The sequence below is a fragment of the Billgrantia aerodenitrificans genome, from assembly GCF_021404405.1.
GTDB lineage: Bacteria > Pseudomonadota > Gammaproteobacteria > Pseudomonadales > Halomonadaceae > Halomonas > Halomonas aerodenitrificans.
In genome coordinates this window covers 14752-31352 of the sequence record NZ_JABFTV010000019.1, presented here as the reverse complement: position 1 = coordinate 31352, position 16601 = coordinate 14752, and the positions used below count along the sequence as shown (strand labels likewise).

14 protein-coding genes and 3 tRNA genes are annotated in these 16601 nt (G+C 64.3%); 6 read left to right on the top strand and 11 right to left on the bottom strand.

The window, feature by feature from the left end; translation table 11 throughout:
* Both HOP59_RS22825 and HOP59_RS22820 read left to right on the top strand, forming a co-directional pair.
* The coding region (locus HOP59_RS22825; RefSeq protein ID WP_234255661.1) for a TRAP transporter large permease subunit at positions 1-369 on the top strand (369 nt) is incomplete at its 5' end.
* 202 nt (positions 370-571) lie between these two features.
* Positions 572-2203, top strand: coding sequence for an ABC transporter permease (locus tag HOP59_RS22820; protein ID WP_051004619.1), 1632 nt, complete (start codon positions 572-574; stop codon positions 2201-2203).
* Here the strand turns inward: HOP59_RS22820 and HOP59_RS22815 are convergent.
* A complete protein-coding gene (locus HOP59_RS22815; RefSeq protein ID WP_026038001.1) occupies positions 2189-3307 on the bottom strand; it encodes an ABC transporter ATP-binding protein in 1119 nt (372 codons plus the stop codon). The genes HOP59_RS22820 and HOP59_RS22815 overlap by 15 nt on opposite strands.
* 245 nt (positions 3308-3552) lie before the next feature.
* Between HOP59_RS22815 and HOP59_RS22810 the strand changes: the two genes are divergently transcribed.
* Positions 3553-4581, top strand: a complete 1029-nt coding sequence (locus tag HOP59_RS22810) for a Fe(3+) ABC transporter substrate-binding protein (RefSeq protein WP_026038000.1) — start codon at positions 3553-3555, stop codon at positions 4579-4581.
* Between the two features lie 350 nt (positions 4582-4931).
* Here the strand turns inward: HOP59_RS22810 and polA are convergent, their stop codons facing one another.
* Positions 4932-7715, bottom strand: coding sequence for a DNA polymerase I (gene polA, locus HOP59_RS22805; protein ID WP_010627444.1), 2784 nt, complete (start codon positions 7713-7715; stop codon positions 4932-4934).
* A 201-nt stretch (positions 7716-7916) separates the two neighbouring features.
* On the opposite strand from polA, the gene HOP59_RS22800 reads away from it, so the two are divergent.
* From HOP59_RS22800 to speA, 3 genes are all read left to right on the top strand, one after another.
* The gene (locus HOP59_RS22800) at positions 7917-8207 is read left to right on the top strand and encodes a DUF2782 domain-containing protein (protein ID WP_010627443.1); all 291 of its coding nucleotides are present in this window, start codon (positions 7917-7919) and stop codon (positions 8205-8207) included.
* Between the two features lie 109 nt (positions 8208-8316).
* Positions 8317-9279, top strand: coding sequence for a homoserine kinase (locus HOP59_RS22795; protein ID WP_010627442.1), 963 nt, complete (start codon positions 8317-8319; stop codon positions 9277-9279).
* A gap of 8 nt (positions 9280-9287) precedes the next feature.
* Positions 9288-11198 carry a biosynthetic arginine decarboxylase gene (gene speA / locus HOP59_RS22790; RefSeq protein ID WP_010627441.1) on the top strand — a complete coding sequence of 637 codons (1911 nt, stop codon included), beginning with the start codon at positions 9288-9290 and terminating at the stop codon, positions 11196-11198.
* Positions 11199-11332: 134 nt separating this feature from the next.
* Here speA and HOP59_RS22785 read toward each other — a convergent pair whose 3' ends face one another.
* The 9 genes from HOP59_RS22785 to mutY form a co-directional block, all read right to left on the bottom strand.
* Positions 11333-11998, bottom strand: a complete 666-nt coding sequence (locus HOP59_RS22785) for a fumarylacetoacetate hydrolase family protein (protein WP_010627440.1) — start codon at positions 11996-11998, stop codon at positions 11333-11335.
* 110 nt (positions 11999-12108) lie between these two features.
* Positions 12109-13101, bottom strand: a complete 993-nt coding sequence (gene thpD, locus HOP59_RS22780; RefSeq protein WP_010627439.1) for an ectoine hydroxylase — start codon at positions 13099-13101, stop codon at positions 12109-12111.
* 278 nt (positions 13102-13379) lie between these two features.
* Positions 13380-13817 (bottom strand): type II toxin-antitoxin system death-on-curing family toxin, encoded by a 438-nt coding sequence (locus HOP59_RS22775; protein WP_010627438.1) that lies wholly within the window; start codon positions 13815-13817, stop codon positions 13380-13382.
* 6 nt (positions 13818-13823) lie between these two features.
* Complete coding sequence (locus tag HOP59_RS22770) at positions 13824-13994, bottom strand: hypothetical protein (protein ID WP_035590594.1); 171 nt, start codon at positions 13992-13994, stop codon at positions 13824-13826.
* 814 nt (positions 13995-14808) lie between these two features.
* Positions 14809-14884, bottom strand: a tRNA-Thr gene (locus HOP59_RS22765).
* A 45-nt stretch (positions 14885-14929) separates the two neighbouring features.
* A tRNA-Gln gene (locus tag HOP59_RS22760) sits at positions 14930-15004 on the bottom strand.
* A 6-nt stretch (positions 15005-15010) separates the two neighbouring features.
* Positions 15011-15086 (bottom strand) — tRNA-Phe (locus HOP59_RS22755).
* Positions 15087-15177: 91 nt separating this feature from the next.
* Positions 15178-15450, bottom strand: a complete 273-nt coding sequence (locus tag HOP59_RS22750) for an oxidative damage protection protein (RefSeq protein ID WP_010627437.1) — start codon at positions 15448-15450, stop codon at positions 15178-15180.
* A gap of 32 nt (positions 15451-15482) precedes the next feature.
* On the bottom strand, positions 15483-16574 hold the full coding sequence (mutY, locus tag HOP59_RS22745; protein ID WP_026037998.1) for an A/G-specific adenine glycosylase: 1092 nt from the start codon (positions 16572-16574) through the stop codon (positions 15483-15485).
* Between the last annotated feature and the right edge of the window lie 27 nt (positions 16575-16601).

Genomic DNA, 16601 nt, shown 5'->3' with positions numbered 1-16601 from the left:
ATGCCCGGCGGCACCACCGGGGCGCTGATCCTGATGCTGTTCCTGGTGTTCCTGCTGGGGATGTTCCTCGACTGGACCGGCATCGTGCTGCTGAGCTTTCCGATCATGCTGCCGATCGTCAATCAGATGGGCGTGGACGTGCTGTGGTTCGTGGTGATGGTGGCGGTGGTGCTGCAGACCTCGTTCCTCACCCCGCCGTTCGGCTACGCCTTGTTCTACTTGAAAGGGGTGGCGCCCAAGGGAGTGGAGATCGTCGATCTGTACAAGGCGGTGATTCCCTTCTGTGCACTGATCGTGCTGGCCTGCGTGCTGATGGCTTTCTTCCCGGTGCTGGTGACGGGGCTGCCGTCGCTCATGCTTGGTTATTGAATCGCCACCCTGCCTGACCTTGGCGCCCGCATCCCCGGATGCGGGCGCTTTTCATTGATATCGGTCAGCTGCAGGCAAATGCGACAACTGATATCATTTCCAATCGTGACCACCTCGCATTACCGCGACACCGAGCCAGCCAGTCAAGGAGTTCCGCTTGTTCCGTTCCACCGCTACCGGGCTTGCCTCGATCACTCGTCGCATGAGCCCCTGGACACTCCTGATCCTCAGCGTTGCCTTCGTCGTCGCCCTGCCGGTGATGGTGGTGCTGGCCCACATCGTCATGCCCACCGAGGGGGTCTGGCAGCATTTGGCCAGCACGGTGCTGGGGCGCTACGTGAGCAATACCCTCTACCTCACCGTCACGGTGGGCCTCGGCACCATGATCATCGGTACCGGCACCGCCTGGCTGGTAGTGATGTGCCGCTTCCCGGGGCGGCGGATCTTCGAATGGGCGCTGCTGCTGCCGCTGGCCGTGCCCACCTACGTGATCGCCTACGCCTATACCGATTTCCTGCAGTATGCCGGCCCCTTGCAGAGCTGGCTGCGCGAGGTGTTCGAGTGGGGCCGCGGCGACTACTACTTCCCTAACATTCGCTCGTTGGGCGGCGCCGCCACGCTGATCACACTGGTGCTCTACCCCTACGTCTACCTGCTGGCGCGGGCCGCCTTCCTCGAGCAGTCGGTGTGCGTACTCGACGTCGGCCGCACGCTGGGGCGCGGCCCGTGGAACCTGTTCGCCACCGTGGCCGTGCCGCTGGCGCGTCCGGCCATCGTCGGCGGCGTCTCGCTGGTGTTGATGGAAACGCTGAACGAGTTCGGCGCAGTGCAGTTCTTCGGTGTCGACACCTTCACCACCGGCATCTACCGCACCTGGTTCGGCCTCGGTGAACAGGTGGCCGCCGCCCAACTGGCCGCCTGCCTGCTGCTGTTCGTGTTCCTACTGATCCTGCTGGAGCGATGGTCGCGGGGCAAACGCCAGTATTTCCATACCACCAACCGCTATCAGCAGTTGCCGGAGTACCGGCTGCACGGCTGGCGTGCCGCAGCGGCCTTCGCCGCCTGTGCCCTGCCGGTGCTGATCGGCTTTCTCATTCCCAGCGGTCTGCTGGCACAGATGGCCATTACGTCCGGCGATGCCCTTTGGGGCACACGCTTCCTCGGCTTTGCCTGGAATAGCCTGAAGCTGGCGGTGATCGCCTCGTTGATCGCGGTAGGACTGGCGGTGATACTCAGCTACGGCGTGCGCCTACACGACAGCCCGCTGACGCGTATCGCCACGCGGATCGCCTCGATGGGCTATGCCATCCCGGGCTCGGTGATTGCCGTCGGCATCCTGATTCCCTTCGCCTGGCTCGACAAGAGCATCAACACATGGCTGCACGCCCACTACGGCATGATCGTCGGCCTGATCTTCAGCGGCACGGCATTTATCCTGGTCTACGCCTATGTGGTGCGCTTCCTGGCAGTTTCGTTCAACACCGTGGAGGCGAGCCTGGGCAAGGTGACACCGAGCATGGATGCCGCGGCACGTACCCTGGGTCAAACCCCGGCCGGCACACTCAAGCGCGTGCATACGCCGATCATGCGCGGCAGTCTGTTCGCGGCTGGCATCCTGGTGTTCGTGGACATCATGAAGGAGCTGCCGGCGACCATCATCCTGCGCCCCTTCAACTTCGATACCCTGGCGGTAAGGGCCTACAGCCTGGCCTCTGACGAGAGGCTAGCCGAGGCCTCGACCGCCTCTCTGGCGATCGTGGCCGTCGGCATCATCCCAGTGGTGCTACTGAGCATGGCCATGCGCCACTCTCGCCCCGGGTCAGGCAAGCGCTGAGGGAAAGACGAAGACCTGCGACAGGTCGAGGTGAATATCCACCCGCTGCCCTTCGGCGGGCAGAAATACCCCGGGCACCCGGGCATGCAGGTGGGCTTCACTGCCGTCCTCGCCGTGGGCACAGATATGCAGCAAGCTGCTGCGCCCCAACAACTTGGACATGACCACGTGGCTGTAGCGGTGCTCCGGGGCCGGTTCGAAGTGTTCGGTGATGCGCAGCGCCTCAGGCCTGATCATCACCTGTGCCTGACTCCCTTCCGGCAGCCAGCCGGCCTCCACCGGGCCTACCGGGGTCATCACCCGGCCGCCGTGCACCTCACCCTGCAACTCGTTCACCTCACCGAAGAAGGCCACCACGAAGGGGTCGCAGGGCGCACAGTAGAGCTCCCGCGGCGTCCCCACCTGAACGATGCGACCATCGCGCATCAGCGCAATGCGGTCGGCCATGAACATGGCCTCCTCGGGATCGTGGGTCACCAGCAGGGTGGCTGCGCCGACTTTCTTGAGTACGTGCAAGGTGTCGTCGCGGATGCGGTCGCGCAGGCGCGCATCGAGGCTGGAGAAAGGCTCGTCGAGCAGCATCAGCTGCGGTGAAGGCGCCAGGGCACGCGCCAGCGCCACGCGCTGCTGCTGCCCGCCGGAGAGCATGTGTGGATAGGAGTCGGCATAGCTCTCCATGCCCAGTTGCTCGAGCAGGGTCAGGGCACGCTCACGACGCTGGTGCGGCGGCTCACCCTTGAGCCCGAAGGTTACGTTCTCCAGCACCGTAAGATGGGGAAACAGCGCCGAGTCCTGGAAGGCCAGGCCGACGTTGCGTTTCTCCGGCGGCACATGCCTGCCCTTGGGCACTGCTATCTCGCCGCCGTTGAGCGTCACGCGCCCCTGCTGCAGCACTTCGAGGCCTGCGGCGATACGCAGCAGCGTTGTCTTGCCGCAGCCCGATGGCCCCAGCAGGCAGACGACCTCACCGGGCATCACGTCGAGGTCGACGCCTCGCACGGCGGCCAGACCGTCGAATGTATGATGGACGCCCTCCATGCTCAGCACGGCGGGCTGGCGATAGGGGGTGTGCCCTAGTGCAGTGGGCTTCGATTGGCTAGTCATAGGTGCGACTTGGTCAAGGAAGTTGTAGGACATATCGTACCCGAAATGTCCAGCGAACGCGTTTGAAATTTACTCTCATTCGTCTTCATTTCTTCGCTCCCCTTGCCTCTGGTCAGAACTGCAGCACATCGTGAACAAGCAATGGGCGAAACGGGTTGACGACGCATACGCGAAGCGTTTCAATGGAAATGAACTGAATGCAACGTATTATCGTTCAAAACCACCTGGCTTTTGAGGTCCGCATCATGTCCCAGCGTAACCGTGCCGTCGCTCCGCTTGCCGCCCTGCTGGCCGGCTCGGCCTTTGCCACCACCGTAGCAGCCGACGAGGTCAACCTCTACTCGGCTCGCCATTACGACGTCGATGAGCAGCTCTATCAGGCCTTCACCGACGAGACCGGTATCAAGGTCAATCTGCTGGAAGGCAATTCCGACGAGCTCATCGAGCGCATTCAGCGTGAGGGTATTGCCAGCCCCGCCGACGTGATGATCACCGTGGATGCTGGCCGTCTATGGCGCGCCGAGCAGGAGGGCATCTTCCAGGCTATCGAGTCCGACGTGCTCGCCGAGCGCCTGCCGGATTCCATGCGCCACCCGGAAGGCATGTGGTTCGGCTTCAGCCAGCGCGTGCGGGCAATCTTCTACAACCCGGAAAACGTCGACCCCAGCGAGATCACCTCCTACGAGGATCTGACCGACCCGCGCTGGGAGGGTGAAATCTGCATTCGCTCTTCCAACAACATCTACAACCAGTCGTTGCTGGCGGCCATGATCGACCACCATGGCGCCGAAGAGGCCGAGGCCTGGGCTCAGGGCATCGTCAACAACCTGGCGCGCCAGCCCGAGGGCGGTGACACCGACCAGATCCGCGCCGTCGCTGCCGGCGAGTGCGACCTGGCCGTGGCCAACCACTACTACTACGTTCGCCTGCTCAACTCCGACAGCGAAACCGACCGCAACGTTGCCGAAAGCGTGGGTATCCTGTTCCCCAATCAGGACGACCGCGGTATTCACGTCAACGTCGGCGGCGCGGGCGTCGTCGCCACCTCGCCGAACCGCGACAACGCCATCCGCTTCCTCGAGTTCCTGGCTTCCGACACCGCTCAGGAGTTCTTCGCCGCTGGCAACTACGAGTATCCGGTCGTTGATGGCGTGAACATGGACGAGACACTGAAGTCTTGGGGCGAGCTGAACAAGGACGACCTGAACATCAGCGTGCTGGGTGAGAACAACCCGGAAGCGGTACGGATCTTTGATCGCGTCGGCTGGCGCTAAGCCTTAGCCGGCAAGCCCGAAACGAAAACGCCACCGCAGCCGCGGTGGCGTTTTTGATTGTGTATCTCGGAAACGCTGAACAAATCGACGAGCGAGATGAAGCGGCTAGGTTCGTTCCCGACGAACCAACGCACTTCCCACATCCCTGTGGGTCGCAAGGCGCACGGAGCACAGTACCGAGCGAAGCGACAAACAGCCGTAGGCTGGCCCCGAAGGGGCGAGAAGCCGAAGGCTTAGAGTCAACCGGAGCCTATGGGGTATAGGTGAGGATTCCGACGGTCCGACGGTCCGACGCTTCGGCACCGCGCAACGCAGCGATTCGCTCGCGCAGGCATTTGTGCAGTGTTTCCCTAGTGGGCTTCGTCCCAATTGACTCCACTCTCGGCTTCGACGATCAGCGGCACGCTGAGCTCGGCGGCGGCCTGCATGCGCGCCTTCACCTCGCCGATGAACTCGTCGACCTGCCCTTCGCCGACCTCGAATACCAGTTCGTCGTGGACCTGCATGACCATGCAGGCGTCGAAGGCGCTCTCCTGCAGCCAGCCGTCGACCTCGATCATGGCGCGCTTGATGATGTCCGCCGCGGTGCCCTGCATCGGCGCGTTGATAGCGGTACGCTCGGCGGCCTGGCGTCGGGCGTGGTTCTGGGCGCGGATCTCGGGCAGATAGAGCCGCCTCCCGAACACGGTTTCGACGAAGCCGTCGTCGGCGGCCTGGGCACGGATACGCTCCATGTAGCGGGCCACGCCGGGGTAGCGGTCGAAGTAGCGGTCGATGTAAGTCTGCGCCTGGCTGCGCTCGATGTGCAGCTGCTTGGAGAGCCCCCAGGCGCTCATGCCGTAGATCAGCCCGAAGTTGATCGCCTTGGCGCTGCGGCGCTGCTCGCCCGAGACCTTCTCCAGCGCCACGCCGAATACCTCGGCGGCAGTGGCGGTGTGGATGTCGCGCCCCTCGGCAAAGGCGGTGAGCAGCCCCTGGTCTTCTGATAGATGCGCCATGATGCGCAGCTCGATCTGCGAGTAGTCGGCGGCGACGATGCGATAGCCGGGCCGGGCGATGAAGGCCTGACGGATCTTGCGCCCCTCCTCGGTGCGGATCGGAATGTTCTGCAGGTTGGGATCGGACGAGGAGAGCCGGCCGGTGGCGGCGACCGCCTGATGGTAGCTGGTGTGCAGCCGCCCGGTGCGCTTGTTGACCAGCCGCGGCAGCTTGTCGGTGTAGGTCGACTTGAGCTTGGCCAGGCCGCGATGCTCCATGATCACCTTGGGCAGCGGGTAATCAAGCGCCAGCTCCTCGAGCACGGCCTCGGCGGTGGATGGCGCGCCCTTGGGCGTCTTCTTGAGCACCGGGATCTTCTGCTCCTCGAACAGGATCTCGCCGAGCTGCTTGGGCGAGCCGAGGTTGAACTCGCGCCCGGCCAGCTCGAAGGCACGGGTTTCGAGTTCGCCGATGCGCGCTTCGAGCTCCTGGCTCTGGGCGTGCAGACGCGCGGCGTCGATCGCCACCCCGGTACGCTCGATGCGCGACAGCACCGGGATCAGCGGCCGCTCGATGGTGTCCAGCACCTCGGCCAGGCGCCCCTCGGCCTCGATGCGCGGCCGCAGCTCACAGTGCAGGCGCAGGGTCACGTCGACGTCCTCGCAGGCGTAGGGCACGGCCTGCTCCAGGTCGATCTGGTTGAAGGTGAGCTGCTTGGCGCCCTTGCCGGCGATCTCCTCGAAGCTCACCGTCTTCTGGCCCAGGTATTTCAGCGCCAGCGAATCCATGTCGTGACGAGTGGCGGTGGAATTGAGCACGTAGGATTCGAGCATGGTGTCGGTGAGCGGCCCGCGCACCCGGATGTCGTAGTTGGCCAGCACCGAAATGTCATATTTGAGGTTCTGGCCGATCTTGCCGCGGCAGGGGTCCTCCAGCAGCGGCTTGAGGGCGGCGAGCACCGCGGCCCGGTCGAGCTGCTCGGGCACGTCGAGGTAGTCGTGGGCCAGCGGCACGTAAGCCGCCTCGCCGGGCTCCAGTGCCAGCCCCACGCCGACGATCTCGGCGTCCATGTAGTTGAGGCTGTTGGTCTCGAGATCGAAGCAGAAGGCCTCGCAGGCGCCGAGCCGGCTCAGCCACTCGTCGAGTTCGGCCTGGGTCAGGATCGTGTGGTTCTTGCACGCCGTCACGCTGGCCGACGGCGCCTCCGGGTCGAGGTTGCCCGCCGCGGCGGTACCGGCGACTCCAGCGCCACGCTCGACGTCATCGACGCCCTCGTCCTTGCCCGACAGCAGCTCGGAGAGCCAGGCCTTGAACTCGAGCTCGGTGTAGAGCTGCTTGAGCGCCTCGCGGTCGGGGTGAGCGATGTCGAGATCGTCGAGGCCCACCGGTAGCTCGCAGTCGGTCTTGATGGTAGCCAGCTGGTAGGAGAGATAAGCCATCTCGCGGTGCTCTTCGAGCTTCTTGGGCAACGTCTTGGCCCCGCGAATGTCGAGGGTCTTGACCCTCTCCAGGTCGGCGTAGATGGCATCGAGCCCGCCGCCCATGCCCTGCAGCAGGCCCAGGGCGGTCTTCTCGCCCACCCCCGGTACCCCGGGGATGTTGTCGACCTTGTCGCCCATCAGCGCCAGGAAGTCGATGATCAGCGCCGGCGGCAGGCCAAACTTGGCCTCGACCCCGGCATCGTCGAGGGTCTCGTCCTTCATGGTGTTGACCAGGGTGATGTGCGAGTTCACTAACTGCGCCATGTCCTTGTCGCCGGTGGAGATCACCGCGTCGCGGCCGGCCTCGGTGGCCAGCCGCGCCAGGGTGCCGATGACGTCGTCAGCCTCGACGCCTTCGACGCACAGCAGCGGCAGGCCGAGGGCGCGCACGCAGGCGTAGAGCGGCTCCACCTGGCTGCGCAGGTCGTCGGGCATCGGCGGACGCTGGGCCTTGTACGCTTCGAACAGTTCATCGCGGAAGGTCTTGCCCTTGGCATCGAAGACCACTGCCATGGGGCTGTCCGGATAATCCTTGATCAACCGTTTGAGCATGTTGAGCACGCCCTTGACGGCGCCGGTGGGCTGACCCGTAGAGGTGGTCAGCGGCGGCAGGGCGTGGAAGGCACGGTAGAGATAGGACGAACCGTCGACGAGAACGATGGGCGTGTCGGCCATGAATCGGGCATCCGTTGAGTCTGTGCAAGAAAATGTGATTCTGATCAGCCATGATACGCATTGCGCGCCGCTTTTGCCGCCATCGTTGGGATCGCGCTGTCCAACGTCATACACTATGGTTAGCCATTCGATGGATTAGCCAGTTGATGGGTTAGCCATTCGGTGGCAACGACTGTCGCAAGCGGTCTTTCGGAGGCCAACATGAACGCTCTTCGTTTCCTGGCTGTTGCACTGCTTTCTCTCGGCCTCGGCCTGGCAGCGGCTACGCCGAGCTTGGCCCAGTCCGCCAACGTCGAACCCGACATCACCATTCGCCAGGAAGCGGATCAGACCATCCGCGAATACCGGGTGAACGGCCAGCTCTACGCCATCGAGATCCGCCCCAGCCGGGGCCCCAGCTACTTTTTGGTCGACCACGACGGCGACGGCAACTTCGAGCGCCAGGAGGGCGACCGCATCGCCGTGCCGCAGTGGGTGCTGCGTCGCTTCTAGCGGCCGAGCCGACCCTTGCACCGGGTGAATGTCGGAACCTGTCCAGCAGACGTGCATCACAGTGCCAAGACGCTACAATAGGCGGCTTGGCAACCTGGGCGAGAGACACATGGCCGTATTCACCCCGTTGAGCGACGCACAGGTCGCAGAGTTTCTCAGGCGTTTCGATGTCGGCGAGCTGGTGTCCCTGACAGGGGTCGCCGGCGGTACCGAGAACAGTACCTTCTTCGTCACCACCGACCGCCACGAGCTGGTGCTGACCCTGTTCGAGCAGGGCGAGCATGAGGAGCTGCCGTTCTTCGTCGAGCTGCTCGACTACCTGGACGAGCATCGCCTGCCGGTGCCGGGCCCGGTACACGACCGCGAAGGCATCGCCCTGCACAGCCTGGCCGGCAAGCCTTCGCTGCTGTTTCCGCGTCTGCCCGGCCGCCATCCGATGTCACCCAATCTGGCCCAGTGCCGCGCCCTGGGCGACGCGCTGGGGCGCATGCACACGGTGTCCCAGCACTTTCCCGGCCATCGTCCCAACCCACGCGACCTGAACTGGCTGACGGCCATGCACCACAGGGTGCTGGGCTACCTCTCGCCCGAGGATCAGACCCTGATGAAGGACGAGGTGGAGATCTACCAGGGCGTGTTCGGCGATGCCCCCGAACTGCCCCACGGGGCGCTGCATGGCGACCTGTTCCGCGACAATACCCTGTTCGAGGGCGACCGCCTCGGCGGTATCATCGATTTCTACAACGGCTGCACGGGCGATCTGCTGTTCGATCTGGCCATCGTCATCAACGACTGGGCCTCCGGCCCCGATGGCCGCCTGGACCGCGCCCGCCACGACGCCATCATCAGCGCCTACCAGGCTCGCCGCCCCCTCACCGCCGCCGAACGCGAGGTGTGGCCGACGATGCTGCGCATGACCGCGCTGCGCTACTGGCTGTCACGTCTGCTGGTGGTCTACGTCGACCCACCGGCCCACGACCTGACGCCCCACGACCCGGCGCAGTTCCATACCATTCTCACGGCACGCCTGAACCACGGCGCTCTGCCCCTGCCTGAAGCGAGCGATACATGAGCCTATCCATGGGAGCAGCCTCCGGTCCCGCCCAGCGCGCGCGCCGCACCTGGAACATCGACCAGTGGGGCAGCGGATACTTCGACGTCGACGACGCCGGCCATGCCCTGGTGCGCCCTCTCGGCAGCGAGGCCGAAGGCCCCGCCCTGCCGCTGGCACCGCTGGTGGACCAGCTGCGCGAGGCCGACCTGCGCCTGCCGGTGCTGGTCCGCTTCAGCGACATCCTGCACGACCGCGTCGAGCAGCTGTGTGAAGCCTTCGACCTGGCCATGCGCGAGGAGGAGTATCAAGGCGGCTACACCGCCGTCTATCCGATCAAGGTCAATCAGCAGCGTCGCGTGGTCGAGGAGATACTGGCCACCCGCGAACGCGGCCATGGCCGGGTCGGCCTCGAGGCCGGCAGCAAGCCGGAACTGCTCGCCGTGCTGGCGCTTTCCGCCGACGGCCCTTCGCTGATCGTGTGCAACGGCTACAAGGACCGCGAGTACATCCGCCTGGCATTGATGGGCGAGAAACTCGGCCATCGGGTCTACCTGGTGGTGGAGAAGTTCTCCGAGCTGCCGCTGATCCTGGAGGAGGCCGAGCGCCTCGGCGTCACCCCGCGCATCGGCCTGCGCGCGCGCCTGGCCTCGGTGGGCATGGGCAAGTGGCAGGACACCGGCGGCGAGAAATCCAAGTTCGGTCTCACCGCCGCCCAGATGCTGGCGGTGGTGGAACGCCTGCGCGAAGCCGACTCGCTCGGCAGCCTGCAGCTGGTGCACTTCCACCTGGGCTCGCAGATCGCCAACATCCGCGACATTCAGGTCGGCCTGCGCGAGTGTGCGCGCTTCTACCAGAGCCTGCTGGCGCTGGGCGCACCGATCGACACCGTCGACGTCGGCGGCGGACTGGGCATCGACTACGAAGGCACCCGTTCGCGCAGCTTCTGCTCGATCAACTACTCCATGCGCGAGTACGCGCGTAATGTGGTCAGCGCCTTCGCCCAGGCCTGCAACGAGGCGGAAATCCCCCACCCGCATCTGATCAGCGAATCGGGCCGTGCCCTTACCGCCCACCACGCGGTGCTGATCACCAACGTGATCGGCGAGGAGCGGGTCAACGATGAGGCGCCGGAGCGCCTGGCCGAGGACGACCCTCAGCTCGACGAGCTGTGGCGCGTGCACGACCTGCTCAACGGCTCGGTGGAGCCGCGCGAGCTGGTGGAGGCATGGCACGACCTGCTGCAGGCCATGAGCGAGATGCATGACCGCTTTCTCATGGGACTGGCCGACATCACCGTGCGCGCCGAGGCCGAAGGGGTCTACTTCGCTGCCTGTGCGCGCCTGCGCGAGCGGCTCGACAGCCGCAACCGCGCCCACCGTGAGATCATCGACGAACTGGCCGAGAAGCTCGCCGACAAGCTGTTCGTCAACTTCTCGCTGTTCCAGTCGGTGCCCGACGTGTGGGGGATCGATCAGATCTTCCCGGTGCTGCCGCTGACCGGACTCAACCGCGAGCCCAGCCGCCGCGGCGTGATCCAGGACATCACCTGCGACAGCGACGGCCGCATCGACGGCTATGTCGACGGCCAGGGGGTGGAAACGACCCTGCCGCTGCCGGAATGGCGCGACGACGAGGAGCGCCTGCTGGGCTTCTTCCTGGTCGGCGCCTACCAGGAGATCCTCGGCGACCTGCACAATCTGTTCGGCGATACCGATTCCGTCGACGCCGCCCTGGACGAGAACGGCGAGTGGGTGCTGAGCCACGCCCAGCAGGGCGACCGCGTCTCCGACGTGCTGGCCTACGTCAACTTCGATGCCAAGGTGCTGCGCGACCGCTTGGCCGGCCAGCTGGCCGACAGCGGACTGCCGGCAGAGGAGCAGGAGCACTTCCTCGACGACCTCTCCGCCGGCCTGCAGGGCTACACCTATCTCGAGTAACACTGGCTTGTGCAGAACTGAGCTTGAGTAGCGCTGGGCCCGAATAGAACCCTGCTCGAAATGACACGACGCCCCCGCGGCCAGGCCGCGGGGGCGTCGTCGTTCGGTACCTGCGTACCGGTCGGTGCGGGACCTTACTCGACGACCTGAGCCGTGACCTCGAGGCCCCCGGTGAGGGTCATACGCAGCTTGGCGCCGCGCGGCAGCTCGCCGACGCCCTCTGGGGTACCGGTGATGATCACGTCGCCCGGCTCGAGGGTGAAGTGACGGCTCATCTCGGCCACCAGGGTGGGCACCGGGAACAGCATGTCGGAACCCTCGCCGTGCTGGCGCAGCTCGCCGTCGATCTCCAGCTCGAAGGCCAGCGCATTCCAGTTCGGCGCACGGCTGAGCGGCAGGAAGGCGGACAGCGGACAGGCGCCGTCGAACGACTTGGAAATTTCCCAGGGGTGGCCCTTCTCCTTCAGGCGGGTCTGCACGTCGCGCAGGGTCAGATCCAGCGCCAGCCCGATGCCAACGATGGCACGCTCGGCCTCATCGGCGGTGGCATGGGACAGGGTCTCGCCGATCAGCAGCGCCAGCTCCGCCTCGTAGTGCACTTCACCACGAGAAAAAGGCGGATCGAGGGGCTCGTCGAGGCTCACCGCACTGGTGGCCGGCTTGATGAACAGCAGCGGCTCGGTGGGTATCGGGTTGTCCAGCTCCTTGGCATGATCGGCATAGTTGCGGCCAATGCATACGATCTTGCCCAGCGAATGGGGAAACTCCTGGCCATCGGTAAAACGGGGTACAAAGCGCATGGCGGGTCTTCTCCTTCTCGTTATGCGTGCCGCTTCTCAACGACAAGCCTCACAGTCTACCGCACCATGCGCTTCGTTCCACCCTGATGACGCTATCGAAACGATAAGCGTCAGTCCTGGGGAACCCACTGCTCGTCCGGCCCATGAGCCAGGAAGCTCGGCCGACGACGGCGGGCGGCAAAGGGCTCGACGCAGGCATTGTCGCGCCGGTTGTAGACGAAGAATACGTTACTGCGCGGGTCCGGCGACATGTTGGCGTTGGAGCCGTGCAGGGTGTTGCAGTCGAACAGCAGCAGGCCCCCGGCCGCACCCTTGGGCGCCTCGATGCCGTGGCGGGCGACCAGCTCGCGCAGCGCCTCGCGGCCCGGCACGCCGAACTCCTGCCGCTTCAGCGACTGACGGTGGTGATCGTCCGGGGTCTCGCCCAGGCACGGTACGAACACCTTGTGCGAGCCCGGGATCAGCATCAGCGGGCCATTGAACTCGTGGTTGTCGGTCAGCACGATCGAAGCGCTCACCGCGTGCATCGCCGGCATACCATCCTCGGCGTGCCAGGTCTCGAAGTCGGAATGCCAGCTGAAGCCCTTACCCTCGAAACCCGGCTTGTAGTTGATGCGCGACTGGTGCACGTAGGCCTCGCCGCCGAGGATCTGACGCACCCGCCCGACGAGGCGCTCGTCGTGGGCCAGGCTGGCGAAGCGCTGCGACAGGAAATGCACCGCGAACAGCGAGCGGATCTCCTGGCTGTCTGGCTCGGTGATGCTGAAGTCGCGGCCGCGGAAGTCATCGCGGCTGAGCAGGGCGTCCAGCTCCCGGCGCAGCTCATCGAGCTCCTCCCCGCTGATGAAATTGGGCTCGAAAAGAAAGCCCTTGCGTTCGAACTCGTCGAGCTGCGCCCGACTCAGCGGCCCCTCGTCGGCGCTGCCGCGCACCACGCCCTCGCGGCGCGCCATCCAGAGGGTGTCGAGCGGCTCGTTCAGCCGGGTGGGATAGGCATCCTGCACCCAATTCGCGTCGCTGCGAAGCGGGGCCGTCATGGTATCGGTGACGGCGTAATCGGTGGTCTGTTTCAGCTTACGGTTGGACGAAGTGTGCACTGTCATCCAATCACCTCCTGTGTATCCGTGATCAGGTTCAGTCCCAGCTCGTGCAACGGCGTGCAGCCGTGGTGGGAGGTCCGGGCAGGACCTTGCAGCAGTGATGTGGTGACGATGGGCTGCGCTTTCAAGCGCCGTCAGGGCAGGCTTGCCACAATGGCATCGGCCAGTCTTGCCTTGCTACATTAGCTGCGTTGGGCAGCCACGTGTCTAATGCTCGCCATGACTCCCTCCTCGTTGTTCCTTGCCAGTAACCGACAAAAAACTCCGCTGCTGGGCGGAGTTTATTCGTTCAACTTCGACGTATCGAACTCTCGGGACCAATAGGCCAGCCATTCGGCAAATTCTTCTTCGTTGTACTCATGCGTCGCCAGGCCTTCGTACATCTGCACCAAGTCCGCCTCGGGGGCAGTGAGCTCCCAGCCGTTCAACATAAGGAAATCGAATACGCAGGCTGCTGCTGTGCGCTTGTTTGCATTGAGAAAGCAATGATTCTGCACGATTCCAGCGCCTAGCACCGCTGCCAGGGTGAACATGTCATCCGTCTGCTTGTACCAGCGGTGCATACAGGGTCGCTGCTGGGCGCTTTCCAGGCCGCCTTCATCAATGATGCCAAACGGCTCGTCAGGCGTCAGTTCCAGCATGCGGCGGTTAGCGCTGATGATGTCCGCTACCGGCAGGTAGCGAATGCCGTCCGTGTGGCTGTCACCGCAGGACGACACCCCAAGTCAGACCTTGGCCAGTTCGCGGTAGGCGTTCTCGTAACGAGCGAAGGAACGTGCCCGGACCTTCTCCAGTTGGGCTTGGTGGTCACCCAGGCACGGGCGGGCCTTGGCTACGTCGCCTTCCTTGCGTACAGGAATGACGAGTCGCTCTTGCTTCTTAAGTGCCTGATTCATAATGACCTCCTAGAAAGTAGCTTCCGACAAAAACGCACTTAGCTAGCAAATGTAGCCAAGGGACGCGACCGGAAACTTACACCTGGAGGTTACGTCATCATGTAGCGTTAATCAATGCTTTCGCTAACTATCCAAAAGACGTGGTAGTAACGCAGCCACAAAGTTATCAAAAACTGCTCTGTAAACATACCCTTGAAAAAAGTGGGGTGCATATACGCAGGAAAGCGATGCTATGCAGCAACCCACTTTGTCAGCTCAAGCAGGCGGGAGTTGCTGTTGCCCCTTCGTGGCTTCGACGCCCTGGGCTGGGTTGCCGTCTCGGTAGCCGCGGTTCTTCTATCACCTGAGCGCTCGCCGCAGTAGCGCAGTACAGATTTGGCCTCGCTGGGCGTGCCGTCGTCTGGGATACAGTGGATAAGGCATGGGAAAGCTTGCGGGTAGTAGGCTCGCTGAAGGTGCCGGTTCTTCAAAGTGGCCCTGGCCAGTAAGCCACCGCTGCGAGGGGCCCGGCTCGAGACCATTGAGCCACTGGAAGGAAAAGGTCCATCATTTGAGCCGAAACCATAACCACGCAGACAGAACTCGCCCAGCAACGTGGCATCACCGACACCAACGGCACCCGCCACGACAAACTCGAAGCGAGCGGCCACCGTTCCGATGCCATGATGGACGTCTGTGACATGAGCGTGCCCATGGCCCCTCACCCTGGCAAGGATTAGGCCAAGCCAAGTTGTTACGTATAAACGAAAAAACCGCCTCGATGGGCGGTTTCTCGTATCTGCAAATCGCTGATTTCCGATTCATCCGTTTTGGATGGTGCCGGCACCAGGAGTCGAACCCGGGACCTACTGATTACAAGTCAGTTGCTCTACCAACTGAGCTATGCCGGCTCGGGACCGACGCGTGCGAAGTGCAGAGTCGGAAAAGGGTTGGCGTGGCTGGGGTACCAGGATTCGAACCTGGGAATGCCGATACCAAAAACCGGTGCCTTACCACTTGGCGATACCCCAGCAGTTTGGTGGCCAGAGACGGAATCGAACCGCCGACACGGGGATTTTCAATCCCCTGCTCTACCGACTGAGCTATCTGGCCGCTGCCAACGGTGCGTATTAAACAAGATCAGATCGGCAGCGTCAAGCCTTTCGTTTCATGCAGATGCTGCCGTCGTTTCAAAGCCATACGCCTAGCGCTCGGGCGGCACGTAGCCTTCCGCCTGGTCGGTTTCGCGGTTGTCTAGAAAGCGCTCCATCTGCTCGTTGAGATAGGCCCGCGCCTCGGGGTCGAGCATGTTGAGGTGTTTCTCGTTGATCAGCCGGGTCTGCAACGCCTGCCACTCCTCCCAGGCCTGCTTCGACACGCTGGCCTGAATCTCCTGGCCCTTCTTGCCCGGCAGCGGCGGGAAGGGCAGTGCCTCGAGCTCCTGTTGATACTTGCGACAGAACACGGTGCGGCTCATGGCGGTCTCCTTGCTGTTGGTGGTGGCAGTGTTCAGGGCCCCGCGGGGGCGGCCAAAGCGAACGGTGCCAGCGAGGCCAGCAGTGCCTTGACCGGCGCCGCCAGGCCGATGCGCTCGGGGTTGCCTGGATCGTACCAGCATCGTGCCTCACCCACCGCATCCAGCCTGCCGATCCGCGCCGGCTGAGGGGTGATGTCGAGGCGGAAGTGACTGAAGGTGTGGCTGAAGGCGGGCCAAGCCGGGTCGATGGCGGCCCCCGGGGCGTGCACGTCGAGCCAGCCCCGCAGCGCAGCCAGGTCGTCGAACTGAGGCAGCCCCCACAGTCCACCCCACAGCCCACTGGGAGGGCGCTGTTCGAGCAGCACCCGTCCCTCGGCGTCGCGCAACACCAGCATCAGGGTGGTACGCGTCGGCAGCGCCTTTTTCGGCTTCGACTCGGGGAAGCGGCGCTCCTCGCCGCGGAAATGGGCCACACAGACATCGGCGAACGGGCAGCGCGAGCACTCAGGCGTGCCGCGCCGGCACAGGGTGGCACCGAGGTCCATCACCGCCTGGGTGTAGTCGGCCACGCGCTGCTCCGGCGTGTAGTGCTCGGCCAGCGCCCACAGCTGGCGTTCCACCACCGGCCGCCCCGGCCAGCCCTCCACGGCGTGCAGCCGAGCCAGGCTGCGCTTGACGTTGCCGTCGAGGATCACGGCGCGCTGACCGGTGCTCTGGGCGATGATCGCGCCGGCAGTGGAGCGGCCGATGCCGGGCAGCTCCGCCATAGCCTCGAGGCTCGCTACCGGCAGCTCGCCGCCGTGCTCGGCCACGACCTGGCGGGCCGCCTTGTGCAGATTGCGCCCGCGGGCGTAGTAGCCAAGCCCGGTCCACAGGTGCAGCACTTCGTCCTGGGTGGCTTCGGCCAGCGCCCCGAGGGTGGGAAAGCGCGCCATGAAGCGCTCGAAGTAAGGGATCACCGTGGTGACCTGGGTCTGCTGCAGCATGATCTCGGAGACCCACACGCGATAGGGCGTGCGCTGGCACTGCCAGGGCAGGTCATGACGGCCGGCGCGGTCGTACCACGCCAGCAGACGCTGCTGGAAGAGCGTAGGCTCAAGCACCGGTGTAGGCATTTCGCTCATGGACCAACCTCAAAGATGCCTGTCGAA

Excerpts from the sequence above, each read along its gene's own strand:
- HOP59_RS22785 (WP_010627440.1), bottom strand. The coding sequence starts at position 11,998 with ATGCGCTTTGTACCCCGTTTTACCGATGGCCAGGAGTTTCCCCATTCG.
- HOP59_RS22795 (WP_010627442.1), top strand. The coding sequence starts at position 8,317 with ATGGCCGTATTCACCCCGTTGAGCGACGCACAGGTCGCAGAGTTTCTC.
- HOP59_RS22810 (WP_026038000.1), top strand. The coding sequence starts at position 3,553 with ATGTCCCAGCGTAACCGTGCCGTCGCTCCGCTTGCCGCCCTGCTGGCC.
- HOP59_RS22815 (WP_026038001.1), bottom strand. The coding sequence starts at position 3,307 with ATGACTAGCCAATCGAAGCCCACTGCACTAGGGCACACCCCCTATCGC.
- HOP59_RS22750 (WP_010627437.1), bottom strand. The coding sequence starts at position 15,450 with ATGAGCCGCACCGTGTTCTGTCGCAAGTATCAACAGGAGCTCGAGGCA.
- HOP59_RS22800 (WP_010627443.1), top strand. The coding sequence starts at position 7,917 with ATGAACGCTCTTCGTTTCCTGGCTGTTGCACTGCTTTCTCTCGGCCTC.
- HOP59_RS22820 (WP_051004619.1), top strand. The coding sequence starts at position 572 with ATGAGCCCCTGGACACTCCTGATCCTCAGCGTTGCCTTCGTCGTCGCC.
- thpD (WP_010627439.1), bottom strand. The coding sequence starts at position 13,101 with ATGACAGTGCACACTTCGTCCAACCGTAAGCTGAAACAGACCACCGAT.
- HOP59_RS22770 (WP_035590594.1), bottom strand. The coding sequence starts at position 13,994 with ATGAATCAGGCACTTAAGAAGCAAGAGCGACTCGTCATTCCTGTACGC.
- mutY (WP_026037998.1), bottom strand. The coding sequence starts at position 16,574 with ATGAGCGAAATGCCTACACCGGTGCTTGAGCCTACGCTCTTCCAGCAG.
- speA (WP_010627441.1), top strand. The coding sequence starts at position 9,288 with ATGGGAGCAGCCTCCGGTCCCGCCCAGCGCGCGCGCCGCACCTGGAAC.
- polA (WP_010627444.1), bottom strand. The coding sequence starts at position 7,715 with ATGGCCGACACGCCCATCGTTCTCGTCGACGGTTCGTCCTATCTCTAC.